The following is a 20,890-nucleotide window of genomic DNA, read 5'->3' as shown; positions in this document are numbered from 1 at the left end:
GGAGAACCAATGTCTGAGGTTCAGACTACGGCAGCCTCGCCAACGTTCGACGACGAGCGCCGGATCCGACCAGACGGATCAGAGTTCTGGTCGGCGCGCAGGCTCGCCCAGCTGACCGAGTATGAGACCTGGCGCAACTTCGCCGCCGCGATTGACCGAGCCAGAGTGGCGATCGCAAACAGCGGAGAGTCTGTGACCAGCCACGTTGTCGACGCCAGCAAGCTGGTCGAGCGACCTCAGGGCGGATCGGTCATGCAGGAAGACTTCGAGTTGTCCCGGTTCGGTGCCTACCTCACCGTTATGAATGGCGATCCCCGCAAGCCTGCAATCGCGGCGGCACAGGCATATTTCGCGATCCGCACGCGGCAGGCCGAGGTCGTCGAAAAGACGCTCTCACAGCTCGATCGCGCGAAAGGGCACCTCTCGCTGATCCAGATGGCGCAGGGCCTGATCGACCCGAAGCATCTCGAGGCGAAAGCCCGGCTCGTGCTCGCTCGTGGGCTCGGCGAGGCACCCGAACTCGACGCGTCCACCACGCCGCTTTACGCGCAGTCCTTCCTTGAGGAGAAGGGTCTGTCGAAGGCGGAGATCAAGTCGACATCGCCGGTCTTCGGCAAGCGCATCAAGGCCGCGTTTATCCTCGAGCACGGCGAAGAGCCGAAACAGTACCCCCTCGAAACCGGTTCAGGACAGATCAGGAACGTCAACGCGTACACCGAGTCCGACCGCCCGCTCTTCGACGACGTCTGGAACAAGTACTACGGCGGTGCCGCATGAGCCGCTTTCCTGTTCTCGACTTCGACCGTGATAGCCACCCCGAGATGAGCAACGGACGGCACGTCCTCCTCGAACGCGTCATCGAGCCGACAGTCGACGAGACCGATGAGTTCGTGACGATGCCGGTTCGCGTGATCATTAACTCGATGAGCCCGGCCGTCGAGATCGGGCCATACAGCCTGTGTGAAACGGACATCGCAGCGCTGCAACAGGCCCTGACTCACTTCATCTGCAACTTCCCCGAAGGCTTCAAGCGAGTCCCGGGTGGTGCAGCATGAGCGACCGGTCTCTCAACATTCGTGAGGTCTCGAACCTCACCGGGCATTCACCGCAAACGATCCGGAAGATGCGCACCCAGGGCTGGATGGCGTCGCACGGCCCGCACCCGTTGTATTCCAAGGGTTTCAAGGCGGGGGAGGGCATCACTTCCGCGCTGCACTGGCGGGCATCTGACGTCGACGAATTCATGGACAGCGTGATGGCCGACGCCGCGAGGTGGTCCGCGTGATCCTCTACGAATGCGAGCGTTGCAGCTTCGGAATCGGTGGCTCCCAACCGGAGACCGCTGAGGACGAGTACGAGCTACGGCAGGACATCGAGGCGCACGAGCAGTTTCACCGCCGCGAGGACGCTGCCCTACTCGATCAGCGTGATAGGCGCGCCCGGGGTGATGAACAGGTGGTGTCGTGCCCCGTCGTGGGCGAGGGACATGACGACACCCATGGTCTTGCCCTCGGCAAATCGCTGGAGCAGCTCGCGGGTCGCATCGAGCCTCGTTTGGCTGATGTCGTAAGTGACGCCATTGAAGATGATGCGGGCCACGATGCGCCTCCTCCTTCTGCTGGGGGAAGCGTAAACGACGCGTACCTGCGTCGACTGACAGAGGAGGGTCTGGCGGTTCTGCCGAACCGGTCGGGGCCGAAGCGACTCACGCGTGCCGACGTCCGTGCCATCGTGCGTGAGGAACTCGTGGTCCTACTTCGCGTCGCTCTCGCTGGAGGCGAGTCGCTCGTCGAGCTCGTCGAGCCCCTTGGTCATGGCGTCGATCATCTCGGCGGCAGTGGCGGGTCGAGAGTTGTTCGACGCGAGGGTATGGAAGGCCTGGTAGATCGACTTCACGCTGGGGAGCGAGTCAGGGACCGCGTCGATTCTGCGAGCGAGGTCATCAAGTCGAGCGTCGGCTGCCATTCAGTTTCCCCTCCGTGTGTTGATTCTGGCGTCACCACCCTAAGTGAAGGCGGCGGCAATGGCTGACCTGTATGAGGGCGACCTCGAATCAGTGCTCACCAACGTCGCGCACACCGAGCGGGCCCGCGTCCTGGTCGACACGCACTCCCGTGTCGCCGAGCGGTTTGTTGCCGAGTTCGAGGCAGGCCTGCTGACACACGCCGAAGCCCTCGAACCGGTCCGTGTCCCGGCTGATTCCGGTGATGTGCCTGCGGAACCCAGCCGTACGAACTCCAGCCATCCACAGCATGTGAATGAAACGAGACTGCCATGACAGCAACGTTCGACGCCCGCATCGACGGTGACGATCTCGGCGACCACTACTTGTCGACCCCGATTCACGACCAGCTCGACCGCGACCTCCGCGCGACCTGGCTCCAGCAGCCCGGGCCTCCGGTATCCGACGCCGACTTCGACCAGGCCGCCGCCGAGGCAGCGGAACTGACGAAGTCGTACCCGGCGACACCCGACCTGTTCGACGGGCTTGCCGCAGCGATCGACGAGGCACCCGAGCCAACGGTGTGGGACAAGCTCGAGGACTGGCTCACATTCGAGTGGCGATCCTGGATGGCGTGGGCGGTGTGCCTTCTCCTCGGAGGCGCCCTGAGTGTCATCGGCTGGCTGTCCCTGGTGAACGCGTGAAGGCGCCGCAAGGACTGATTGAGTCCATCAACTGGGAACGCTCTGCTGCGGCATCCGAGTACTTCGCGCAGGGCGACAACCTCCGCGAGTCGGTTACCGACATTCTCGAACAGGTAGACGAACTCGGTTACGCCGTCGTCAAACTCGCCGAGAAGCACACCACCGACCCTGACTGGCGGATGGATTTCCTCAATGAACTTTCCGACTACCAGGCGTGGTTCGTGTCCGGAATGTTCGCGGGGCGCTGGTCCGACGAGGAGTTCAAGAAGATCCTCGAACTCGCCAGGATCACGTTCCCGGACGAACCCGAGGAACCGGACGTTGGTGACGCTGCCGACCGTGCTCGTGACGCCGCAATCGATCAGCAGAACGGAGTGCTTTGATGAACGACCCGAAGGCCCAGTTCGACGCCGAGACCACCGAGCACGTCATGACCGTGCTCCGCGACGACGGCGTGTACCGGCACCTTGTTTTCGCCCGACCAGGGACGGGCATCTGGCGCTTCGACCTGATTACCTGGCCAGGCAACCTCGTAATTACTGGGGATCTCGAGTCGTACCACTTCGCCCGCGAGCACGACATGGTCGACTTCTTCGCCGCTGGCCGCGGCATCAACCCTGACTACTGGGGCGAGAAGGTCCGCGGCCGCACCAAGCTGAAGCGCTATTCGCCGGAGCAGTTCAAGCAGCAGGTGATCGCGCAATTCATGGAGGACCGCCATTACCTCCCCGGCCCGAACCTTCCGCTGTGGCAGGCGATCCGATCCGAGGTCCTGGCGTACGCAGATGACGGCGAGCACGAGGCCCGCCGCGCCCTCGACAACTTCCGGCGCCAGAACTACACGTTCTACGACGTGTGGGAGTGGGACTTCCGGGACTGGGACCACCACTACCTGCTGTGCTGCCACGCGATCCGTTGGGGTGTCGCGAAGTACCGGGCGGAGGTGACCGCTCGTGCCGCATGACGATGGTCAGGCCGCAATCCTCGACGTTGCGGACCCTGACAGTGCCGTTGCGCGGGCCATTGCGCAACGCGCCCGACTCACCGTGTGCAACGCCGCAACGGATGTCGACGACGCCCGCAATCTGCTGGCGATGCTCGGCCTGATCGACGTCGACACCGAGGTCGCGCAGCGTTGCGCCGTCTGCAACCACCAGATGGTGAACCGCAACGGATCCGACCTCCGACCCCGACCACCCGGTGTGAAGACCGTTGGCGCGAAGGGGATGTGCAACACCTGCTATCAGGTCACGTTGCGACCAGACCGACCACAGGTGGGTGGTGTTGCGTGAGTGACCCAGACCCATTGCGGCCGGGTGGGGAGGAGTGGCGTCGCATGCTCAGCCCGAGCAAGGGTGCCGCGGTCCTCAGGGTCTCGCGCTTCGACTCGGAGTATGCGCTGTGGCATCGCACGAAGGGGTTGATCGCACCCGAGCCGGACAAGGACATCTTCAAGGCTGGGCACGCGTACGAGCACACACTCGCCTACCTGTGGCGTGATGCCAACCCTGGTTGGCATCTGTCCCCGGGGGAGGTGCGGTTCCAGCGGGACGACCTCGGTGTGCCTGCGCTGGCGACGATCGACCGAAGGGCTTCACGTGGTCGGGCTCGCCGGGTGGTGGAGTTCAAGATCGCTCGCTCCCTGGAGGAGTGGGGCGACGACTTCACCGATGACGCGCCCGCCGACTATTTGGTGCAGGTGACGCTGCAGCAGTTGATCACGGGGTATACGAAATACCCCGCCCACCTGATGGTCATGGGCCCATATTTCAAGTCACACATCTACGAGATTCCCTTCAGCCGGGAACTCGCGGACGTCATCCTCGAGCGCTGCGTCTCGTTCTGGAAGTCGCTCGACTCCGATGTGCCACCGCCCCTCGACGATACGAAAGCGACGTACGAGTGCGTTCGTGAGCTTCACCCGGACATCGACGGGCGCGAGGTGCAACTCGACCCGGAGTTGGCGGCCGAGTATCTCACGGTCGACGGCCAGTACAAGGCGCTCGAGAAGCGCCTCCGCGGCTTGAAGTCCCGGGTCCTCGCAGCCATGGAGAAGGGCCAGCGGGCGGTGGTCGTCGACCAGAAGATCGCCGACCGGCGCCCGAACGGCAAGGGGAGCGTCTCGCTCTACGCCAACACCAAGCTCGACCCCACCACAATCGAAGGAATTGCAGCATGACCAACGAAATCGCAGTACGACCGGCAACCACCGACCTCGTCATCGAGCCTGAACAGGCCGGGTTCACTGACCAACAGCTCGCTGTACTGCGGCAGCTCGGCGTCGAGGACGCATCCCAGGGTGACCTCGACCTGTTCTTCCACCAGGCCAAGCGGACTGGCCTTGATCCGTTCGCGAAGCAGATCTACATGATCGGTCGCCGCACGAAGGTCAAGGAATGGAACCCGAACACCCGCAAGCAGGACGAGAAGTGGGTGATGAAGTGGACCATCCAGACCGGGATCGACGGGTATCGGCTCAACGGCCGGCGTGCAGCCGCGAGGTTGGGGGAGAAGATCCAAACCGAGGGCCCGTTCTGGCAGGGCGCGGATGGCGGCGGCTGGACTGACGTTTGGCTTGACCCGAAGAACCCGCCGGCGGCGGCGAAGTTCACCGTCATCCGCGATGGTGAGCCGTTCACCGGAATCGCGATGTACTCGGAGTACGTCCAGACGTACACAGTGGACAGCAAGCAGGTGCCGAACTCGATGTGGGCGAAGATGCCCGCGAACCAGATCGCGAAGTGCGCGGAGGCCGCGGCGTGGCGGCGCGCCTACCCGGAGGACTTCTCCGGCCTGGTCCTCGAGGACGCCGCACAGGGAGCGATCATTGACGGCGAGGTCGACCAGCCGCGGCGAGCGACCACCGAACGCGTCCGCGGTCCGCGCGGCACTGCAGGTCTCGCTGAGCACCTGGGCGTCACCGCCGGCAAGCCAGCCGATGAACCGGCGCAGCCGCAGAAGGCCAGCGCTGACGACGTCAATAGGGTCCTCGCCGCCCTCGACAAGCACAAGGTGGCGCTCGACGAACGACCATCGTTCTTCGCGACCCTCCTCGGCCGTCAGCTCAACGGCCTCGAAGACCTCACCCCCGATGAGGTCACCACCACCCTGAACCACCTCGAGGCGAACACTGCACCTGCCGGTGACCCCGCGTGACCCGCGCGATCGCAGCCAACATCACCAGCCAGAAGGGAACACACGAATGAAGCTCCGGGTCGCCGACCTCATCACCACCGCCGAGCAGGGCATCGAACGCGCCAAGCTGCAACAGATCGAGTGGGACACCAATGTCGATGCCGCGGAGCAGGAGTGGGAGCGGCGCTGGAAGGAAGAGATCGTCCCGAACTGGCGTCCCTTCCGTGACCACCTCACCCTCGCGCTGAAGAAGGGGCTGCCGATCACCAAGGATCAGCTCCCGGTCACGTTCGACCGCTACAACGACGAAAAGGCCACCGGGTTCTATCGACCGTTCAACCGCGGTCGCCGGCGGCACGGCTACGGCAACGAGTGGCAGGCCGATCATGAGTTCGGGCAGCGGCCCGTCTTGAAGATCACCGCGTTCGAAACGTTGATCGACTTCCTCGGCACCGTCGACGACGAGACGGTCACGACCGCGCAGCTCGAACGCGTCGGATTCCGCAGCCTCAACAAGCTGTTCGAGGCCGCAGCGAACGGCTACTGGGAGTGACCCGCACCCTCGCGTCCCTCGCCCTCGCCGTCGCCCTCACGGCGGCGGGGGCGGGGATGGGCGCGGTCCTCGCATTCGGCTGGCTGGCACACGGATTCGAAAAGAGGTTGGCATGAACAACCCGAAGAACATGCACGAAGTCAAGATCACAGGCACGCCGGACGCTCCGAAGATCGAGTTCGTCTGCCACGGAGACAACACCGCAATCTGCCACCAGTACCCCGATTGCGACTGCGAGAGCTGGTCGGAGGGGCATCCGCACCCCATGGCATCGCACGACCGCTGCTGGATGCAGGACTGGTTCGACAACGACGGCATCAGCCCGATGAGTGAGACGCTGGTCGACTGCGAATACACCGTCGGCATGTCCGGTCCGATCGAGACCGCCTTCTGCCATGACTACATCGAGTGGGAGTTCGCGCCAGCGGACGGAGCCGCCGCGTGAACCATCACATCATCGATCAGCGGTGGACGCGCACCGTCCAGGTACGTGTAGACGACGAACCGCCGATGCCCGACCCGAAGACCACGTACAGCATCTTCCCTGCGAGCCTCGTTCTCGAATACGCCAGCATCGACGGCAGTATCTGGAATCTCACCTCCGCCCGCGTCAGCGGCTCCCGGGTCCTCAAGACGGGGGAGGCCGGCAGCACCCTCGCCGTTCAGTACCTGCTTCGCGGCACCGACACCGTCGACCCGCAGCTGCACCCCGACACACCAGGCGCGGTGCTCGAGCTGGCGCAGCGGCACCAACCGCAGGAGGTCACAGCATGAGCGGCGACCGCAAACTGCACGTACTCGTGAAGAAGTTCGACCCGGAACTTGAGGGCGCTGACATCGAATTCGACTACGACCTCGAGTGCCCCGGGCAGCCGCACTGCAATGGCTGGATGGAGTGCGAAAAGCCGCACGAGTTCGACGGATTCGACGCCGCGAACGGGCCGGACGACTGCATCGACGGCTGCGGAGACGATGAGGACGCCCCGTGCGACTGCGAGAACCTCCCATGGTCAGGACTCTTCGAGTTCGAGTTCCACGGCGTCGTTCACACGTGGCGCCACGGCTACGGCTGGACCGTCCCCTATCGAGGCTGCGTCGTTCTCGACAACGACGGGCTGGAAACCGCGGACGAGATCACCATCGACCAGCCCCCGGGCCGCTACCTCGTCAATGACGACTGGCAGGACGAACACCACGTGTATCTCGAACTCGTTGGACCGGAGGTGAAGTGATGGGCACCGAACCGATCGACCTCGAAGACCTCCAGGCGCTCGCCGAGCTGTCACGGGTCTCGTGGGAACCGCAGCCGCAGTGGAGCCACCACTCCGGGAAGAACTGGTACACCCGCGACGATCTCCGCGAGCTGGGACACGACGTTGCCGACGCGGACTACTTGGTCGCGCTGCGTCCCCACGCCGTCCTCGCGCTCATCGCGGAGTTACGAGACGCCACCGAAGCGATCGCGCGGGCGCACGCTCTCGCCGACAGATGGGAGCACGGCGCACTGCGATGGGAAGACCCGTTGCCGGTCCCACCCGCGGTCGGACAGCTTCGCGATGCGCTCAAGGGTGGTCAGTGATGCCCGACCACACCCTGAGACCAACCGAGCCGTGCGGTTCGTGCCGCGCCCCGATCGTGTGGGCGAAGACGAAGCAGCCGACACCGATGCCGATCGACCCTGAGCCGAGCGAGAACGGCAACATCGCGCTCTACCTCGAAGGCGGTGTGCTGCACGCGAACGTCATCTTGAAGGCGCAACGGCAAGCGTTGAAGGCAGCAGGGAAGCCGCTCTACCTCGCACATTTCGTCAGTTGCCCGCACGCGGGCGATTGGAGGAAGCGGTGATCACCGTAGTGGAGTGCCGAGGCATAGGCGAACGTGTTCCGTCGCCGATGCTGTCGAACGTCACCAGACTGCTCGACCCGGCGCGGTTCCGTGTCGTCGGCGTGCCGTGGCTGGCGTCATATGGTCCGGTGCCCTTGCCGCTGGGTCCATCATTCGACGAGTCGCTGAGACATGGCCGACCGCTTGTCATCGACGCGATCCGGCGCGACCCGAACCCAGTTATCCTGCTCGGGTACTCGGGCGGGGCCGGTTTGGCCGGCGACGTTGCCGCGGAGATCGCGCGAGGGGAGCATCCCGATCTGGACGTGCGTGGTGTGGGACTGATCTCCGACCCATGTGCTCCCTGGTACGGGTCATCAGGCGAGATCGGCTCCCATGGCATTACGGGCCCGCGACCAATCCTTCGCGCGTTTCCCCGCTGGTGGATCTCGGACCCGGCAGATGTCATCTGCTGCTGCCCAGGGGATTCACCCCTCCGCACGATCGCCGACCAGACCGCGTCGATGAGCCTGGCCAACCTCATCGGCTGGGGTGCCGACCTCACCCGACGGTTGCTGGTGAAGGAGTGGCAGGACGTTGCCATCGACTGGCGTAACCGCGACGCCGTCAGGGCCCTCTACACCCAGGCACGCCACGACGCCGAGGGCTACCTCTCCCGCGGCGATCACACGTCGTACGCCACCCGCCTCTACCCCGGCAGCACTCGCACCTACTGCGAATGGCTCGCTGACCGAATCAACGAAATCAGGGAATGATCATGCCCAACCCCTACTCGAAATCTATTCACCGACAGACGATTCCGATCACCGACCAGATCGACCTCACCGCCCCCGGATTCATCCGCGTCCTTCATGTGGCCGCTTCTCGAGAAACGCCCAACACTGAGCTCGAGGTCTGGTACGAATGCGCACCTGACCTCGGCGAAGAGATCACCTTCCGAATCCACGTGGAGGGCACCGGGCATCGGTACCACCACCGCGGAACCTACGTCGGAACCGTCTCGACCAGTGGCGGAATGTTCATCTGGCACCTCTTCGCCGAGTACCCGATCGAGCGCGAGGCTCGACCATGAGCCTCGGAATCGAACGGGCCCGCGAGCAGTGTGACCGCGGCATCGCCCAGGCCGTCCGCGAGATCGACGAGATACGGGCCGAGAACACGAAGCTGCTCGGCATCGTCGACCGGTATCGGCGGGAACGGGACGCGGAGCGAGAGAAGGTCGCGGCTCTGACCAAGGAGCTGCACGACTACCGCTTGGAAGCGTCCTTCGATGAGGAGTGGAACCGGCGCCTCGCCGTCGACAACGTCCGGTGCCAGTACTGCGACCTCAGGTACGGCGAGCGAGAGCAGTACGGCTGCACCGACAGCAATAGCCCACACAGCTACTCGGAGGCCGAGCTGCGCGCCGCACGGGAAGGCGGTGCGTCATGACCGCCCTCTCGTCGGCCCAGCTGCGACTCCTGCGCGAGCTGGACCCGTGGATGATCCTCGGGCTCGCCGACGCGCCTGAGTACTGGTGCAAGAACATCCGCGACATGCAGGGTGTCGGCACCACCCTCGACCAGGAGTGGCGTGCCGCTGGCCTGTGGCGCACCACGTACCCCTGGGGTCTCGCGATGACCGCGGTCGGCGACTACATGCGTGAGCGCAAGCGGGACGACCCGGCGCACGTTGTAGCCCTCACGTGGGCGGAGATCACCCGATGGATCGAGTCCATGCCGCCCGAGCTGCGGGCCGAGGCGCGTCGCCAGCGCAAGGCTGGAGCTGTCTCTGTCTCGCTCGTCGTCGACCAGCTCCTGGCGCACGGCATCGCGGCCGAGCAGGGGGCGCTGTGGTGAACGAATCAATAGATCGCCAGTGCCTCGGCTGCGGTGGCGAACAGGGCGTGATGACGCCGTGGCGCGACGCAGATGGCGAGGGTCACTGGATGCACCCTCGGTGCCGACCGGACGGCGAGTGCGGGCACTGGGTCGGCCCGGTCTGGAAGGACGGCGGCGAGACGTGTGTATGCGTTCTCCCGACCGGCCACGACGGCGCGCATGAGTGCAGCTGCGGCGCATGGTTCGAGGGTTGCGGGCAACCGAAGGGGGTGGCGTGATGCCAGACGACCCATCCGGTCCACCAGTCAGGAGGAGTGTGTGAGCCTTTCATGGGCACGGACAGACACCAATTTGCCTACCCACGACAAGATTCTCGATCTCCTCGGAATGAGCCCGAAAGGTAAGGGAGCGGCGTTCGTTTACGTCGCTTCCTACCTTTACGCGGCCGATAACGGCACAGACGGATTGATCAAGAAAGCCGTTCTCCCGTTCATTCATTGCACACCGGCCGAGGCGAAATTGCTCGTCGCGGTGGGCCTGTGGGAGGTCGAACCACCCAGCAACTACCGCATCAAGAACTACGGCACGAAACAGGCAGTTGGGTTCGTTCAGCAGGCATTACACGAAACACGATCAGCGGCAGGCAGGAAGGGGGCGGAGTCCCGATGGAACGACTGAGGGCACTTTTGCCATATGGCAAAACTCATGGCAAATCGATGGCAAAAGTTCGTTTGCCATTTCGGTTTGACAATGGCATTACCCTACGTACGAACGTACGAACGGACGTAGATAACTACTTGCGGAAAATCTCTTCGTCTTACGTAAGCAACGTGCGCGAATTTCGGGCAGGATTCATCGCTCGGGGTCACCAGAATGCCGCCGCTTCGCGCGGCCGAACCCCAGTTATCCACAGGGGTCGACCATGAACCCATACGAATTCGCGGCCACCGTCGTGTGCCCTCACTGCCACGCAGAAATCGGGCGAAGGTGCGTCACCCCTGACGGGTACGAACGCAAGATGCCGTGCCTCGACCGCGTCCGACTCGTCGAATGGCCCGACACCGCCCAGCTGCACGACACCACACCGCCTGACGGTCGTCCACCACGCGCACCACGACCCGACTACGTGTCAGGCATCGACCGGCAGGTGGGGGAGCAGTGACCACCCACACCATCGTCCTCAGCGGGACCAAGCCGCCGCTATCGATGAACCAGCGCCTCCACCATCAGGTCAAGGCGCGAATCACCCGACAGCTCCGCGACGAGGTTCACATCGAAGCGAAGCGGCAGCGACTCCCACGCGGCGTCCCACACGTCACCGTCACGCTCCACTACCGGTCCGCCCGCAACGGAGTCCGCGACACCGACAACCTCGTCGCCACCCTCAAGCCCTGCTGCGACGCCCTCGCCAAAGGCACACCGAAATATCCCGGCTACGGACTCGTCGAAGACGACACCCCGCAGTGGATGACCAAACCCATGCCCGTGATCCACCCCGCCGAGAAGGGCGAACCCGGATCACTGTGGCTCGAAATCAAACTCCAGGAGCAACCATGAGCGTCACCGTCTACAGTTCACCGGCCTGCATGCCCTGCCGGGCCACCAAGCGGAAACTCGACGACCTCGGAGTCGAATACACCAGCGTCGACCTCGCCGAGGACCCGGACGCCGCCGACGACCTCAAGAAGCTCGGCCACCTCGAAACCCCCGTCGTCATCGTCCGACTCGCCACCGGCACCGAGCACTGGTCCGGACACAGGCCCGACCGGCTCACACAGCTCGCCGGCGACCTCGCCGCCATCGCCTACCTCGCCGAGAACGGAGACCCAGCGTGAGCGTCGACCACCTGTACATCCCACGCCACACCCTCAAGCTGATCAGCACCACCCTCCGCGAGATCCCCGAACTGTGCATCGACCTCGAGATCGCACTCACCAAGCAGGATCGGCTCAGCATGCGCGGCGGCAACCGACGACCGAAACGGCCATCCGAGCAACCACTTCCGTACAGCGAGGACGCCTCTGAGGCAGGGGAGACCCTTCACCACGTGCTCGGCACATGGGTCCGCGCCGTCTGCGAGCAACGCGACCTCGAATACATGCCCATCGGATACACACACTGGCACGGCGAGTTCTTCGGCCCACTCCGGCCGGACGAGAAGCGGATCCCCCCGGGATACAACCTCGATAACACACCCGACCTCTCGAAATGGCTCAACCGCCACCTCATCTCGCTCGGCATGACCGAAGGAGCCGACACAGCCGTCAACGACATCCTCGACGCCGTCGAAGTCATCCGACGCATCGTCTGGCCGAGATTCCGGGAGCCCGACAACACCGCGCGCACAGAAGCCGCCCGAGCAACCGTCCTCAACCAGGCCGGAATCACCGCAGTCGCCCGCGAACTCGGCGACGAATACCGGCACCTCGGCGCCCGACGGGTCAAGTACCTCTGCGAACAGGGCTACGCCCGACCAGCACCCGGTCCATGGCGACCAGACTGGCCAACCATGTACGTTGTCGGCGACGTCATGGACGCCCACCTCGCACACCCCATCCGGCCGCGACACACCAAGGAGAGCGCGTGAACGACCTCGTCGACTTCCTCAATGCACGACTCGACGAGGACGAAGCGATCGCGAAAGCCGTCTACGTCGACCCGACGTGGGAGTACGACGGGACCAGCGGTGTCGGCGGGATCGTGTTTGAGTGCAGCGACGGTGCATGGGTTGCCGACAAGGTCGGGCCGCGCAATGGAGCGCACATCACGCGCCACGATCCCGCCCACGTCCTCCGCGATGTCGCCGCAAAGCGATGCATCATCAGCACGCTCCAGCACTGGCCCAGCTGGGCAGTGCCTGGCGACGACGGGAACCTGCCCGTCCGGATCGCACTGCGCCACATGGCCGCCGTATACGCCGCCCACCCCGATTACGATCCGACCTGGGCTTAAGTCTCAGCACTCGAGTTTCGGCCTGGTTGTTTGATACGCTGCGCTTGCGCGCGTCGTGTGAATACTCCACGAGCGCAGCTCCCCAACTTCCCGCTCGTCAACGTCACCGCCCGCGATACGTACCCCAGCGGGACCACGGAATCGAAAGCGCGCAGCATGTTGTGTGTATTGGCGCAGCTGCGAGCGGGACTCAACCTCGTCGAGGAGGTCACATGCCTGACACCAACCCCCTCGACCAACGCACCGGCCACGGCCAATGGACCGCCATCATGCGCCCCGCTATCGGAATCCTCTGGGTCTCCGACAGCGGGGCCATCGGCTTCCAACCCACCAAGAACGTCGACCCCACACCAGTCACCACACTCATCGAGACCTACCAAGCCGCCGGCAAAGACGCAGCAGCCACGTTCGCCGATCTCGCCGTCGCCATCGGATCCCGCATCGAGACTGGACGACTCGACGACTGGCGAGCAGAACGCGGACGCTACCGGAGCAAAGCATGAGCGCCACCGACCAGATCGGCCGCACACTCTCGTTCATCCTCAAGGTCGCCGCGGCACGGCAAGACGCCACACCCGACCAGCTCCACCAACTGCAAACCCGCCTCGTACCCCGACTGCGTGAGTTCCAGGCCACCGGCGACACATCGCTGTGTGAGGCCATGCTCCGCGACATCATGGGCGCCCACTGGCAACCCAGCGGACAGTTCGCCCTCGGGCCCGGCGCAGCACTCGGCCACTTCACCGACGAGATGCGCGCACGCGGCCACGACCCCAACACCATCCTCGGCCCACCCCGCTGACACAGGAGCCGCAATGGACCTCTACCGCCACGTCGTCAAGTCCATCGCCAAGCTCACCGCCGGTGTCATGCACGAACTCGCCAACGGCATCGACAGCGAACAACAGCCGCAGCACACCACCATCCACATCGCAGCCGTGCACATCCACTGCGACCACAGCCAGCGCGACGACGTCACACCCCGCTTCCCAATCTGGTACCGCGGCAAGCGGGGATGAGATGCCCAGCCTCGAAGACCAGATCTACGACCTCGAGACCAAGCTCGCCGAAGCCCAACGCTCAGGCACCGAGGTCCAACGGGTACAGCTCACCACCATGCTCGCCAGGTTGCGAGAACAACGAGCCATGACCGTCGGCCGCTGATGCCGAGTAAACCGCCACGCATCTGCACCCGCTGCCGCAAGACCACACCCGTCGGGCAACGATGCCCCTGCACACCAGCCTGGGAAGGGTCGGCGTGGACCGGCGGCAGCGACCGACGCTGGCGCACACTGCGCGCCCAGCAGCTCGCCCGGCACCCGCTCTGCCAATGGCCCGGATGTCACCGCCTCGCCGTCACCGTCGACCACATCACCAACCTGGGCGCTGGTGGCCGCAAGTACGACCCCACCAACGTCCAATCGCTGTGCGAGCCACACCACCAGGAGAAGACGCAGGCGGAGGCAGCCGCACCCCGGGGGGTGGGGGGCCCGCGAGAGGCACCCTAGGGGCGGACACCGGCTGGGGAGCTTTGAATTTGCACGCTCAGAATCGGCCCCATGGGGGGTCGCCCGACCCAGGGGGAGGTGGTCGCGATGGGACGCACTGCGGCGCCGGCCACACTTCGCCTGCTCAACGGTCGCTCGGAGGGCCGTGATTCGGGCGGTCGGGTCGTCGCCCCGGCGCCGGACTTCCGACGGATCGCCCCGAATCCGCCGACGTGGCTATCGCGGGAGGCGAAGGCCGAGTGGAAGCGGGTTGTTCCGGGGCTCACCCGGCTCGACCTGCTCAAGTCGGAGGATCGTGCGGCGCTGACGGTGTACTGCGAGACGTGGGCCAGGTGGGTCGACGCGTCGCGGGATATTCAACGCAACGGGTTCACGGTGGAGAACACGTCGACCCGCAAGGACGGCACCGAGTCGACGTGGGTGACGAAGAACCCGGCGGTGGCTGTCGCGGAAACGGCGGCATCGCAGCTGCGGGCGTTCGCACAGGAATTCGGCCTGACGCCGTCTGCTGAGTCGAAGGTGACACGGCGGCCGGCAGACGAGCCTGGTGATGACAACCCCTTCGGAGACTGACGGTCTCACCTGGGATGACCTGGACGAGCACGATCTCGACCGGCTGAAGCTGAGTCCAGAGGTCGCCTGGTATTTGGAGGATCGCGGTTTCGCGGTCCCGGACTGCCCTCCACTGATCAAGACCCCTGAGCCGCGTGAGGTGTCGGGAGCCCGGTTCGACCCGGACCGCGTGGATCGGGCGCTGAAGGCGTTTCTGCATTTGCGGCACACCAAGGGCCGACTCGCTGGCCAGGCGCTGAAGCCGGATCCGTGGCAGATGGCGTACATCCTGGCGCCGACGTTCGGCTGGGTGGCGAAGGACCCGGACACCGGCGAGTACGCCCGGATCATCTCCACGTTGTATGTGGAGCTGCCCCGCAAGAACGGGAAGACGACGATCGCCGGCGGCATCGGCATGTACATGACCGCGGCCGACGGCGAGCCGGGCGCGCAGGTGGTTGCTGCTGCGACGAACAAGGATCAGGCCAGGTTCGCGTTCGACCCGATCCGTCAACTCGCAGAGTCGTCGCCGTCGCTGAAAGGTCACGTCAAGCCGTACAAGTCGCGGGTTGTGCATCCACGCAGCGGCTCGTACTTCCAGCCGGTCGCGAATGTCGGAGACGCCCAGCACGGTGCGGACCTGCATTGCGGGATCGTCGACGAGCTGCACCTACACAAGGACGGCGAGCTCGTCGAGGCACTGGAGACGGGTACGGGTTCGCGCCGGCAGCCGCTGATCGTGTTCATCACGACGGCGGACGCGGGCAAGCGGAACACCCCGTACGACCAGAAGCGGACTCGCGTCGAGCAGCTCGCCCGCGGGGCGCTGTCCGATCCGAGCATGTTCGGGGTGGTGTTCGCCGCCGAGGACGGCGACGACCCGTTCGTGGAGGCGACATGGCGGAAGGCGAACCCCGGGTTCGGGATCTCGCCGACGCGACGGTTCATGGTCAGTGCGGCGGCGAAAGCGAAGGACTCACCCGCCGAGCTGGCGTCGTTCCTGCGCCTGCACCTGGGCATCCGAACACGGCAGTTGACCCGCTACCTCGACCTGGACGCGTGGGACCGCAACGCGTCGATGGTGGATGAGACAAGGTTGGAAGGCCGCGACTGCTTCGGTGGCCTCGACCTGGGATCGACGAGCGACCTCACGGCACTGTGCTGGGTATTCCCGGACACAGAGCGTGGCGGCTTCGACATCCTGTGGCGGCTGTGGACGCCGGAGGACAACCTGCCCGCCCTCGACAAGCGCACCGCCGGTGCGGCAACCGCGTGGGTTCGGAACAGGTGGCTGTCGACGACACCGGGCAACGTCACCGACTACGACTTCATCGAGGCCGTCGTTGCAGCGGACCGAGAGAAGTTCGGTGTCCGGGAAGTCGCCTACGACCGGTGGAACGCGACACAGCTGGCGACGAACCTGACGAACGACGGCGCACCGATGGTGACGATGGGCCAAGGGTTCCGGTCCATGTCCGCGCCGACGAAGGAACTCCAGCGCCTCGTGCTGATGGGAACGGTCGAGACTCCGATCCTGCGGCACGGCGGCAACCCGGCCGCCCGGTGGATGGCCGACAACTTCGCGGTCGCGATGGACCCGGCCGGGAACGTCAAGCCGGACAAGGCGAACGCCGCAGACAAGATCGACGCAATCGCTGCCCTGATCATGGCCCTGTCCCGGGCGATCGAGGCAGCGCCGCAACAAGATACAGAGGTTTGGGGGTTCTGGACATGACATCGACACGCCTGTCCGCGTACGCCGCCATCGTGGGTGTCGTCGCACTGCTGAGTGGCACGACACTGTTGTGGGGTTCGGCCGTCGCACTGCTGGTGGCCGGCGGTCTGGCGCTCGCGGTGGCGGTCGCCCTCTACGACCCTGCTGATCGGCGCCGATGAATCTCCTGGACCGACTCAAAGGCCGCGGCGCCGAGTCGCGTGAGGCGATGTCGATCGACGACTACGCCCGGCTGTACAACTCGTTCGCGTTCAACGGCATCGGCTACGGCGTCGGCGGCATCCAGCAGACGCTCACGGGTCAGACGACGGAGCGGGTCGCGAATAACTTCGCAGGTCTAGCGCAGCAGGCGTACGCCGCCAATGGGGTCGTCTTCTCCTGCATGCTGGTCCGTCAGTTGGTGTTCAGCTCGGTGCGTTTCCGTTGGCAGCGCTTGCGGGACGGGAAGCCGTCGGACACCTTCGGTACAACTGACCTTCGTGTCCTCGAGCGGCCCTGGGTCGGTGGCACGACGCAGGATCTGCTGTCGCGGATGATTCAGGACGCGGACCTGGCGGGCAACTCGTACTGGATCCGCGAGCCGGGCGCCGGCGGCGAGCTGGTCCGGCTGCGACCGGACTGGGTGGACGTCGTGGTCGAGCCGCGCATGCTCCGCGATGGCCGCGGGCAGATCGGCTGGCGCAAGGTCGGATACGTGTACACCCCGGATGGACCTGGCTCAGGCGAGGATCCGGTGGGGCTCCTGGCGGACGAGGTCGTTCACTTTGCCCCGATCCCCGACCCTCTGGCCAACTACCGCGGCATGTCCTGGCTGACACCGATTCTCCGGGAGATTCAGGCAGACCAGTCGATGTCGCACCATCAGCGCAAGTTCTTCGACAACGGCGCGACCGTGAACATGGTCGTCAAGCACCCCGAAGGTGCGTCCGAGGAGAAGGTCCAGAAGTGGGCCGAGATGATGCAGGACAAGCACGGCGGGATCCGGAACGCGTACAAGACGCTGAACCTGTACCCGGGCGCCGATGCCACACCCGTCGGCTCGAACCTCAAGGACATCGACTTCAAAAGCGTTCGCGGTGGCGGAGAAACCCGCATCGCCGCCGCCGCCGGTGTGCCGCCGGTGATCGTCGGCCTCTCTGAGGGCTTGGCTGCCGCCACCTACTCGAACTACGGGCAGGCCCGGCGCAGACTCGCTGACGGCACCGCACACCCACTGTGGCAGAACGCGGCCAGCTCGATGGAGCTGATCATCCCCAGCCCCGGCAACGATGTCCGGCTTTGGTACGACGCCTCCGACGTGCCGTTCCTCCGTGAAGACGAGGGCGACGCTGCGAACATCGCGAAGGTCCGCGCCGAAACGATCAACTCGTACATCACCGCCGGATACGAACCGAAGTCGGTGGTCGCGGCAGTCGAGGCCGGCGATCTGCGCCTCCTCGAGCACACCGGCCTCTACAGCGTCCAACTCCAAAAGCCCGGCAAAGAAGACCAGCCGGGCACATCACCTGCAGTTCAACCACCCGAGGAAGGGACGCCCAGTGGCGACAACGGCGAATAAGGTCGAACGTCCACCGACCGAGAGCGTGTTGCGCGAGGCTCCGTTCTCACTGCGCGCATCAGATGACGACGGCGGTGAGAACGACGGCCTCACCCTCGACGGGTACGGCGCAGTGTTCAACCGCGAGACGATCATCGACTCCTGGGAGGGCAAGTTCCGCGAGAAGATCGCACCTGGGTCGATGAAGAAGTCGTTCCGTGAGACGCCGCCGAAGATCCAGTTCGACCACGGCCGGCACCCGATGATCGGGTCGGTGCCGATCGCGAAACTGGAACGTATCGCCGAGGAGTCCGACCCGGAGCTCGCGCCGGAAGGCGGCGCCCACATCGTCGGCCGCGTGTTCGACAACTGGTTGACGGAACCGATTCGCGACGCGATCGCGGCGGGCGCGATCGACGGCATGTCGTTTCGGTTCTCAGTGGTCAAGGAACAGTGGCAGGACAGCACCGGCAAGGTCATTCGCGACGAAGACGAACTGATGACGGTCCTCCGCGCCACCTGGTACGACGACGTCCCCGACGACGAGCTCCCAATACGAACCCTCCAGCAACTGAAGGTCCCTGAGATGGGACCCGTGACGTGGCCGGCCTACTCCGACACGTCCGTCTCTGTCCGCTCCCAGGTCATTGACCTGGGGCGGCTCCATGAACCCGGGCAGCGAAAGCTGCTCGCACAGGCCGTGTTCATCGCGGACATGGCCGAATCGGACGACGACGCGCAGCAACCCACCCCGGTGGTAGGGACGCACCCGCCGAAGTCCGCGAACGACGCGCAGCGATCCACGAGCCCTCGACGGCCCGCAGGCAAGCACTCGTCACCTACACGCGGTAACCGCCCCATCGACGTGATGGTGCGTAAGGCGCGGGACACAGTCCTGTCTATCAACACTGAAAGGCGATCGCTATGAGAAGCGACCTTCCCAAGCATCCGATCACCGGGCTCACCGCTCTGGGACTTACCAAGCGCGGCGCCCCCATCTGGCCGATCCTGGGTGGTGACGGCACCAAAGACGGCCGTACCACCGATGACACCCGTTCGGCTCCGACGCTCACGCACAGCCAGGCTGTGCGCCGACTCGAAGAGATCCTGCCCGAACTCGAACGGCTCGGCGAGGTCGACGAACTGACCGCCGACGACGAGCAGCTGTTCGCCGAACTCACCCGCGAGTGGAATGAAACCGACGAGCACCGCAAGCGCCTCGAGCGTGCCGCAGACCTCGCGGCTGTCCGCACCGCGGCGACTCAGGTGACGAGCTCCCGCCGACTGCGCACCGAGCGCGGCAGCGCCGGAGGGTCCTCGCGCGAGGACTACGACCGAGATCCGATCCTCGAACCCGACAGCATCGAGGAGCATCGGTTCCGCAATCCGTGGGATCTGTCCGAGGTGCGCACCTTCGGTCGTGACGCCGACGAGGTCGCGGGCGAGCTGCGTGCACGGGCACTCTCGGCAGTCGAGAAGATGCAGGGTGCGAGCGACAACGTTCGCCAGGCGGCCACGCAGATCCTGGAGCGGTTCGACGACAAGCAGTCGACGCTGGCCCGCCAGTGCCTGCTGACGTCGTCTCCGGCGTACCTGCGTGCGTGGTCGAAGATGGCCCGCAATCAGCAGCATGCGCTGAGCGCTGAGGAATCCCGCGCGATCGCCGAGGTCCGCGCGATGTCGCTGACCGACGCCAACGGCGGCTACCTGGTTCCCTTCCAGCTCGATCCGACGGTCATCGTCACCTCGGACGGATCGCGCAATGACATCCGCCGGTTCGCCCGGCAGGTAATTGCCACCGGCGATAAGTGGAACGGTGTGTCGGCGGGCGCCGTGTCTTGGTCGTGGGACTCGGAAGGTACTGAGGTCTCCGACGATTCGCCGACCTTGGGTCAACCGTCCATCGATGTGCACAAGGCGTCCGGCTTTGTGCCGATCTCGATCGAGGCACTCGAGGATGAGCAGAACGTCACCGCCGAGGTGGCCAAGCTGCTCGCCGCTGGCAAGGATGACATCGAGGCACCGGCCTTCATCACCGGCTCCGGGACGGGTCAGCCGAAGGGCCTGATCACCGCACTCTCCGCGGTACCAGGGTCGATCGTCGCCCCGGCGACCGCCGAGACGTTCTCTCTGGCAGACGTGTACGCGCTTCGGAGCTCGCTCCCGGCACGGTACCGGACGAACGCGGCATGGCTGGCGAACGATCTGATCTACAGCAAGATCCGCCAGTTCGACACCGCCGGTGGTGCGGGGCTGTGGACGTACCTCGGTGGCGATCGGCCGGACGAGCTGATCGGCAAGCCGGTCGGTGAGGCCGAGGACATGGACGACACCCTCAACCCGGCGGTCACCTCCGCGCACAACTTCCTGTTGGCGTTCGGTGATCTGTCGAACTACGTCATCGCCGATCGGGTGGGCATGTCGGTCGAGTTCATTCCGCACCTGTTCGGCGCCAACCGGCGTCCGACCGGGCAGCGCGGCTGGTTCGCGTACTACCGGACTGGCGCTGACGTCGTGAACGCGGGCGGTATCCGCGTGCTGGATATCCCCACCACGCTCTGATCCGACGAGCCGAAGGGCGGTCACCTATCGATGGCCGCCCTTCGG

Annotated in this window: 40 protein-coding genes; 37 read left to right on the top strand and 3 right to left on the bottom strand. The window is 65.1% G+C overall.

All coding sequences use genetic code 11. The features are described from left to right. The first annotated feature begins 192 nt into the window (after positions 1-192). Genes HYG77_RS04985 through HYG77_RS04975 form a run of 3 tightly spaced genes read left to right on the top strand, consistent with a single transcriptional unit; the run spans position 193 to position 1,285 of the window. Entirely contained in the window at positions 193-777 is a 585-nt protein-coding gene (locus HYG77_RS04985; protein WP_208962014.1) for a hypothetical protein, read from the top strand. After that, positions 774-1,055, top strand: coding sequence for a hypothetical protein (locus HYG77_RS04980; RefSeq protein WP_208962013.1), 282 nt, complete (start codon positions 774-776; stop codon positions 1,053-1,055). The genes HYG77_RS04985 and HYG77_RS04980 overlap by 4 nt, the downstream gene beginning before the upstream one ends. Next, the gene (locus HYG77_RS04975) at positions 1,052-1,285 is read left to right on the top strand and encodes a hypothetical protein (RefSeq protein ID WP_208962012.1); all 234 of its coding nucleotides are present in this window, start codon (positions 1,052-1,054) and stop codon (positions 1,283-1,285) included. Before HYG77_RS04980 ends, HYG77_RS04975 begins: the two co-directional genes overlap by 4 nt. 128 nt (positions 1,286-1,413) lie before the next feature. Here HYG77_RS04975 and HYG77_RS04970 read toward each other — a convergent pair whose 3' ends face one another. Next, positions 1,414-1,599 (bottom strand): hypothetical protein, encoded by a 186-nt coding sequence (locus tag HYG77_RS04970; protein ID WP_208962011.1) that lies wholly within the window; start codon positions 1,597-1,599, stop codon positions 1,414-1,416. Between the two features lie 153 nt (positions 1,600-1,752). Beyond that, on the bottom strand, positions 1,753-1,965 hold the full coding sequence (locus HYG77_RS04965; RefSeq protein WP_208962010.1) for a hypothetical protein: 213 nt from the start codon (positions 1,963-1,965) through the stop codon (positions 1,753-1,755). A gap of 58 nt (positions 1,966-2,023) precedes the next feature. On the opposite strand from HYG77_RS04965, the gene HYG77_RS04960 reads away from it, so the two are divergent. The 17 genes from HYG77_RS04960 to HYG77_RS04880 all read left to right on the top strand — a co-directional run bounded on the left by HYG77_RS04960 (position 2,024) and on the right by HYG77_RS04880 (position 10,017). After that, positions 2,024-2,278 (top strand): hypothetical protein, encoded by a 255-nt coding sequence (locus HYG77_RS04960; RefSeq protein ID WP_208962009.1) that lies wholly within the window; start codon positions 2,024-2,026, stop codon positions 2,276-2,278. Beyond that, the gene (locus HYG77_RS04955) at positions 2,275-2,646 is read left to right on the top strand and encodes a hypothetical protein (protein ID WP_208962008.1); all 372 of its coding nucleotides are present in this window, start codon (positions 2,275-2,277) and stop codon (positions 2,644-2,646) included. The genes HYG77_RS04960 and HYG77_RS04955 overlap by 4 nt, the downstream gene beginning before the upstream one ends. Further along, positions 2,643-3,029 (top strand): hypothetical protein, encoded by a 387-nt coding sequence (locus HYG77_RS04950; RefSeq protein WP_208962007.1) that lies wholly within the window; start codon positions 2,643-2,645, stop codon positions 3,027-3,029. Before HYG77_RS04955 ends, HYG77_RS04950 begins: the two co-directional genes overlap by 4 nt. After that, a complete protein-coding gene (locus tag HYG77_RS04945) occupies positions 3,029-3,610 on the top strand; it encodes a hypothetical protein (protein ID WP_208962006.1) in 582 nt (193 codons plus the stop codon). The genes HYG77_RS04950 and HYG77_RS04945 overlap by 1 nt, the downstream gene beginning before the upstream one ends. After that, positions 3,600-3,938: a hypothetical protein gene (locus HYG77_RS04940; protein ID WP_208962005.1), complete on the top strand. Its 339-nt coding sequence runs from the start codon at positions 3,600-3,602 to the stop codon at positions 3,936-3,938. Before HYG77_RS04945 ends, HYG77_RS04940 begins: the two co-directional genes overlap by 11 nt. Next, entirely contained in the window at positions 3,935-4,825 is an 891-nt protein-coding gene (locus tag HYG77_RS04935; RefSeq protein WP_244373470.1) for a hypothetical protein, read from the top strand. The genes HYG77_RS04940 and HYG77_RS04935 overlap by 4 nt, the downstream gene beginning before the upstream one ends. Continuing rightward, positions 4,822-5,802 carry a recombinase RecT gene (locus tag HYG77_RS04930; RefSeq protein WP_208962004.1) on the top strand — a complete coding sequence of 327 codons (981 nt, stop codon included), beginning with the start codon at positions 4,822-4,824 and terminating at the stop codon, positions 5,800-5,802. Before HYG77_RS04935 ends, HYG77_RS04930 begins: the two co-directional genes overlap by 4 nt. A gap of 46 nt (positions 5,803-5,848) precedes the next feature. Further along, complete coding sequence (locus HYG77_RS04925) at positions 5,849-6,334, top strand: hypothetical protein (RefSeq protein ID WP_208962003.1); 486 nt, start codon at positions 5,849-5,851, stop codon at positions 6,332-6,334. A gap of 112 nt (positions 6,335-6,446) precedes the next feature. After that, the gene (locus tag HYG77_RS04920) at positions 6,447-6,779 is read left to right on the top strand and encodes a hypothetical protein (RefSeq protein WP_208962002.1); all 333 of its coding nucleotides are present in this window, start codon (positions 6,447-6,449) and stop codon (positions 6,777-6,779) included. Continuing rightward, on the top strand, positions 6,776-7,108 hold the full coding sequence (locus HYG77_RS04915; protein ID WP_208962001.1) for a hypothetical protein: 333 nt from the start codon (positions 6,776-6,778) through the stop codon (positions 7,106-7,108). Before HYG77_RS04920 ends, HYG77_RS04915 begins: the two co-directional genes overlap by 4 nt. Continuing rightward, on the top strand, positions 7,105-7,566 hold the full coding sequence (locus tag HYG77_RS04910) for a hypothetical protein (protein WP_208962000.1): 462 nt from the start codon (positions 7,105-7,107) through the stop codon (positions 7,564-7,566). Before HYG77_RS04915 ends, HYG77_RS04910 begins: the two co-directional genes overlap by 4 nt. Beyond that, a complete protein-coding gene (locus HYG77_RS04905) occupies positions 7,566-7,913 on the top strand; it encodes a hypothetical protein (protein ID WP_208961999.1) in 348 nt (115 codons plus the stop codon). The genes HYG77_RS04910 and HYG77_RS04905 overlap by 1 nt, the downstream gene beginning before the upstream one ends. Continuing rightward, positions 7,913-8,179 carry a hypothetical protein gene (locus HYG77_RS04900; RefSeq protein ID WP_208961998.1) on the top strand — a complete coding sequence of 89 codons (267 nt, stop codon included), beginning with the start codon at positions 7,913-7,915 and terminating at the stop codon, positions 8,177-8,179. The genes HYG77_RS04905 and HYG77_RS04900 overlap by 1 nt, the downstream gene beginning before the upstream one ends. Beyond that, on the top strand, positions 8,176-8,934 hold the full coding sequence (locus HYG77_RS04895) for a hypothetical protein (protein ID WP_208961997.1): 759 nt from the start codon (positions 8,176-8,178) through the stop codon (positions 8,932-8,934). Before HYG77_RS04900 ends, HYG77_RS04895 begins: the two co-directional genes overlap by 4 nt. A 2-nt stretch (positions 8,935-8,936) precedes the next feature. After that, complete coding sequence (locus HYG77_RS04890; protein WP_208961996.1) at positions 8,937-9,251, top strand: hypothetical protein; 315 nt, start codon at positions 8,937-8,939, stop codon at positions 9,249-9,251. Then, complete coding sequence (locus HYG77_RS04885) at positions 9,248-9,610, top strand: hypothetical protein (protein WP_208961995.1); 363 nt, start codon at positions 9,248-9,250, stop codon at positions 9,608-9,610. Before HYG77_RS04890 ends, HYG77_RS04885 begins: the two co-directional genes overlap by 4 nt. Further along, positions 9,607-10,017, top strand: coding sequence for a hypothetical protein (locus HYG77_RS04880; protein WP_208961994.1), 411 nt, complete (start codon positions 9,607-9,609; stop codon positions 10,015-10,017). The genes HYG77_RS04885 and HYG77_RS04880 overlap by 4 nt, the downstream gene beginning before the upstream one ends. 5 nt (positions 10,018-10,022) lie before the next feature. Here the strand turns inward: HYG77_RS04880 and HYG77_RS04875 are convergent, their stop codons facing one another. Next, positions 10,023-10,220 (bottom strand): hypothetical protein, encoded by a 198-nt coding sequence (locus tag HYG77_RS04875; protein WP_208961993.1) that lies wholly within the window; start codon positions 10,218-10,220, stop codon positions 10,023-10,025. A gap of 97 nt (positions 10,221-10,317) precedes the next feature. On the opposite strand from HYG77_RS04875, the gene HYG77_RS04870 reads away from it, so the two are divergent. The 17 genes from HYG77_RS04870 (at position 10,318) to HYG77_RS04790 (ending at position 20,845) form a co-directional block, all read left to right on the top strand. Beyond that, a complete protein-coding gene (locus tag HYG77_RS04870) occupies positions 10,318-10,677 on the top strand; it encodes a hypothetical protein (protein WP_208961992.1) in 360 nt (119 codons plus the stop codon). A 244-nt stretch (positions 10,678-10,921) separates the two neighbouring features. Next, positions 10,922-11,161, top strand: coding sequence for a hypothetical protein (locus HYG77_RS04865; RefSeq protein ID WP_208961991.1), 240 nt, complete (start codon positions 10,922-10,924; stop codon positions 11,159-11,161). After that, entirely contained in the window at positions 11,158-11,556 is a 399-nt protein-coding gene (locus HYG77_RS04860) for a hypothetical protein (RefSeq protein WP_208961990.1), read from the top strand. The genes HYG77_RS04865 and HYG77_RS04860 overlap by 4 nt, the downstream gene beginning before the upstream one ends. After that, positions 11,553-11,834: a glutaredoxin domain-containing protein gene (locus HYG77_RS04855; protein ID WP_208961989.1), complete on the top strand. Its 282-nt coding sequence runs from the start codon at positions 11,553-11,555 to the stop codon at positions 11,832-11,834. The genes HYG77_RS04860 and HYG77_RS04855 overlap by 4 nt, the downstream gene beginning before the upstream one ends. After that, positions 11,831-12,586, top strand: a complete 756-nt coding sequence (locus HYG77_RS04850) for a hypothetical protein (RefSeq protein WP_208961988.1) — start codon at positions 11,831-11,833, stop codon at positions 12,584-12,586. Before HYG77_RS04855 ends, HYG77_RS04850 begins: the two co-directional genes overlap by 4 nt. Then, complete coding sequence (locus tag HYG77_RS04845) at positions 12,583-12,951, top strand: DUF6221 family protein (protein WP_208961987.1); 369 nt, start codon at positions 12,583-12,585, stop codon at positions 12,949-12,951. Before HYG77_RS04850 ends, HYG77_RS04845 begins: the two co-directional genes overlap by 4 nt. Positions 12,952-13,163: 212 nt before the next feature. Next, positions 13,164-13,454 (top strand): hypothetical protein, encoded by a 291-nt coding sequence (locus HYG77_RS04840; RefSeq protein WP_208961986.1) that lies wholly within the window; start codon positions 13,164-13,166, stop codon positions 13,452-13,454. Continuing rightward, positions 13,451-13,753, top strand: a complete 303-nt coding sequence (locus HYG77_RS04835) for a hypothetical protein (protein ID WP_208961985.1) — start codon at positions 13,451-13,453, stop codon at positions 13,751-13,753. Before HYG77_RS04840 ends, HYG77_RS04835 begins: the two co-directional genes overlap by 4 nt. Before the next feature lie 13 nt (positions 13,754-13,766). After that, on the top strand, positions 13,767-13,970 hold the full coding sequence (locus HYG77_RS04830) for a hypothetical protein (RefSeq protein WP_208961984.1): 204 nt from the start codon (positions 13,767-13,769) through the stop codon (positions 13,968-13,970). A 1-nt stretch (position 13,971) separates the two neighbouring features. Beyond that, entirely contained in the window at positions 13,972-14,115 is a 144-nt protein-coding gene (locus HYG77_RS04825; RefSeq protein ID WP_208961983.1) for a hypothetical protein, read from the top strand. After that, a complete protein-coding gene (locus HYG77_RS39440; RefSeq protein WP_244373468.1) occupies positions 14,115-14,459 on the top strand; it encodes an HNH endonuclease signature motif containing protein in 345 nt (114 codons plus the stop codon). The genes HYG77_RS04825 and HYG77_RS39440 overlap by 1 nt, the downstream gene beginning before the upstream one ends. Before the next feature lie 51 nt (positions 14,460-14,510). Next, entirely contained in the window at positions 14,511-15,032 is a 522-nt protein-coding gene (locus HYG77_RS04815) for a phage terminase small subunit P27 family (RefSeq protein ID WP_244373466.1), read from the top strand. Continuing rightward, the gene (locus HYG77_RS04810) at positions 15,010-16,746 is read left to right on the top strand and encodes a terminase TerL endonuclease subunit (RefSeq protein WP_208961982.1); all 1,737 of its coding nucleotides are present in this window, start codon (positions 15,010-15,012) and stop codon (positions 16,744-16,746) included. The genes HYG77_RS04815 and HYG77_RS04810 overlap by 23 nt, the downstream gene beginning before the upstream one ends. Then, entirely contained in the window at positions 16,743-16,907 is a 165-nt protein-coding gene (locus tag HYG77_RS04805; protein ID WP_208961981.1) for a hypothetical protein, read from the top strand. The genes HYG77_RS04810 and HYG77_RS04805 overlap by 4 nt, the downstream gene beginning before the upstream one ends. After that, positions 16,904-18,304 carry a phage portal protein gene (locus HYG77_RS04800; protein WP_208961980.1) on the top strand — a complete coding sequence of 467 codons (1,401 nt, stop codon included), beginning with the start codon at positions 16,904-16,906 and terminating at the stop codon, positions 18,302-18,304. Before HYG77_RS04805 ends, HYG77_RS04800 begins: the two co-directional genes overlap by 4 nt. Further along, positions 18,285-19,211, top strand: a complete 927-nt coding sequence (locus tag HYG77_RS04795) for an HK97 family phage prohead protease (protein ID WP_208961979.1) — start codon at positions 18,285-18,287, stop codon at positions 19,209-19,211. Before HYG77_RS04800 ends, HYG77_RS04795 begins: the two co-directional genes overlap by 20 nt. Beyond that, positions 19,208-20,845, top strand: coding sequence for a phage major capsid protein (locus HYG77_RS04790; RefSeq protein WP_208961978.1), 1,638 nt, complete (start codon positions 19,208-19,210; stop codon positions 20,843-20,845). Before HYG77_RS04795 ends, HYG77_RS04790 begins: the two co-directional genes overlap by 4 nt. The last annotated feature ends 45 nt before the right edge of the window (positions 20,846-20,890 follow it).

This window comes from Rhodococcus sp. ZPP, assembly GCF_017656075.1.
Taxonomy (GTDB): domain Bacteria; phylum Actinomycetota; class Actinomycetes; order Mycobacteriales; family Mycobacteriaceae; genus Rhodococcus_F; species Rhodococcus_F oxybenzonivorans.
This window is presented reverse-complemented; position numbering and strand designations above follow the sequence as displayed.

What these genes read in the sequence shown, in the direction of transcription:
- HYG77_RS04980 (WP_208962013.1), top strand. Translation starts at nt 774, where the DNA reads ATGAGCCGCTTTCCTGTTCTCGACTTCGACCGTGATAGCCACCCCGAG.
- HYG77_RS04975 (WP_208962012.1), top strand. Translation starts at nt 1,052, where the DNA reads ATGAGCGACCGGTCTCTCAACATTCGTGAGGTCTCGAACCTCACCGGG.
- HYG77_RS04965 (WP_208962010.1), bottom strand. Translation starts at nt 1,965, where the DNA reads ATGGCAGCCGACGCTCGACTTGATGACCTCGCTCGCAGAATCGACGCG.
- HYG77_RS04960 (WP_208962009.1), top strand. Translation starts at nt 2,024, where the DNA reads ATGGCTGACCTGTATGAGGGCGACCTCGAATCAGTGCTCACCAACGTC.
- HYG77_RS04955 (WP_208962008.1), top strand. Translation starts at nt 2,275, where the DNA reads ATGACAGCAACGTTCGACGCCCGCATCGACGGTGACGATCTCGGCGAC.
- HYG77_RS04945 (WP_208962006.1), top strand. Translation starts at nt 3,029, where the DNA reads ATGAACGACCCGAAGGCCCAGTTCGACGCCGAGACCACCGAGCACGTC.
- HYG77_RS04930 (WP_208962004.1), top strand. Translation starts at nt 4,822, where the DNA reads ATGACCAACGAAATCGCAGTACGACCGGCAACCACCGACCTCGTCATC.
- HYG77_RS04925 (WP_208962003.1), top strand. Translation starts at nt 5,849, where the DNA reads ATGAAGCTCCGGGTCGCCGACCTCATCACCACCGCCGAGCAGGGCATC.
- HYG77_RS04920 (WP_208962002.1), top strand. Translation starts at nt 6,447, where the DNA reads ATGAACAACCCGAAGAACATGCACGAAGTCAAGATCACAGGCACGCCG.
- HYG77_RS04910 (WP_208962000.1), top strand. Translation starts at nt 7,105, where the DNA reads ATGAGCGGCGACCGCAAACTGCACGTACTCGTGAAGAAGTTCGACCCG.
- HYG77_RS04905 (WP_208961999.1), top strand. Translation starts at nt 7,566, where the DNA reads ATGGGCACCGAACCGATCGACCTCGAAGACCTCCAGGCGCTCGCCGAG.
- HYG77_RS04900 (WP_208961998.1), top strand. Translation starts at nt 7,913, where the DNA reads ATGCCCGACCACACCCTGAGACCAACCGAGCCGTGCGGTTCGTGCCGC.
- HYG77_RS04890 (WP_208961996.1), top strand. Translation starts at nt 8,937, where the DNA reads ATGCCCAACCCCTACTCGAAATCTATTCACCGACAGACGATTCCGATC.
- HYG77_RS04885 (WP_208961995.1), top strand. Translation starts at nt 9,248, where the DNA reads ATGAGCCTCGGAATCGAACGGGCCCGCGAGCAGTGTGACCGCGGCATC.
- HYG77_RS04880 (WP_208961994.1), top strand. Translation starts at nt 9,607, where the DNA reads ATGACCGCCCTCTCGTCGGCCCAGCTGCGACTCCTGCGCGAGCTGGAC.
- HYG77_RS04875 (WP_208961993.1), bottom strand. Translation starts at nt 10,220, where the DNA reads ATGCGCGCCGTCGTGGCCGGTCGGGAGAACGCATACACACGTCTCGCC.
- HYG77_RS04865 (WP_208961991.1), top strand. Translation starts at nt 10,922, where the DNA reads ATGAACCCATACGAATTCGCGGCCACCGTCGTGTGCCCTCACTGCCAC.
- HYG77_RS04855 (WP_208961989.1), top strand. Translation starts at nt 11,553, where the DNA reads ATGAGCGTCACCGTCTACAGTTCACCGGCCTGCATGCCCTGCCGGGCC.
- HYG77_RS04840 (WP_208961986.1), top strand. Translation starts at nt 13,164, where the DNA reads ATGCCTGACACCAACCCCCTCGACCAACGCACCGGCCACGGCCAATGG.
- HYG77_RS04835 (WP_208961985.1), top strand. Translation starts at nt 13,451, where the DNA reads ATGAGCGCCACCGACCAGATCGGCCGCACACTCTCGTTCATCCTCAAG.
- HYG77_RS04830 (WP_208961984.1), top strand. Translation starts at nt 13,767, where the DNA reads ATGGACCTCTACCGCCACGTCGTCAAGTCCATCGCCAAGCTCACCGCC.
- HYG77_RS04825 (WP_208961983.1), top strand. Translation starts at nt 13,972, where the DNA reads ATGCCCAGCCTCGAAGACCAGATCTACGACCTCGAGACCAAGCTCGCC.
- HYG77_RS39440 (WP_244373468.1), top strand. Translation starts at nt 14,115, where the DNA reads ATGCCGAGTAAACCGCCACGCATCTGCACCCGCTGCCGCAAGACCACA.
- HYG77_RS04815 (WP_244373466.1), top strand. Translation starts at nt 14,511, where the DNA reads ATGGGGGGTCGCCCGACCCAGGGGGAGGTGGTCGCGATGGGACGCACT.
- HYG77_RS04810 (WP_208961982.1), top strand. Translation starts at nt 15,010, where the DNA reads ATGACAACCCCTTCGGAGACTGACGGTCTCACCTGGGATGACCTGGAC.
- HYG77_RS04805 (WP_208961981.1), top strand. Translation starts at nt 16,743, where the DNA reads ATGACATCGACACGCCTGTCCGCGTACGCCGCCATCGTGGGTGTCGTC.
- HYG77_RS04800 (WP_208961980.1), top strand. Translation starts at nt 16,904, where the DNA reads ATGAATCTCCTGGACCGACTCAAAGGCCGCGGCGCCGAGTCGCGTGAG.
- HYG77_RS04790 (WP_208961978.1), top strand. Translation starts at nt 19,208, where the DNA reads ATGAGAAGCGACCTTCCCAAGCATCCGATCACCGGGCTCACCGCTCTG.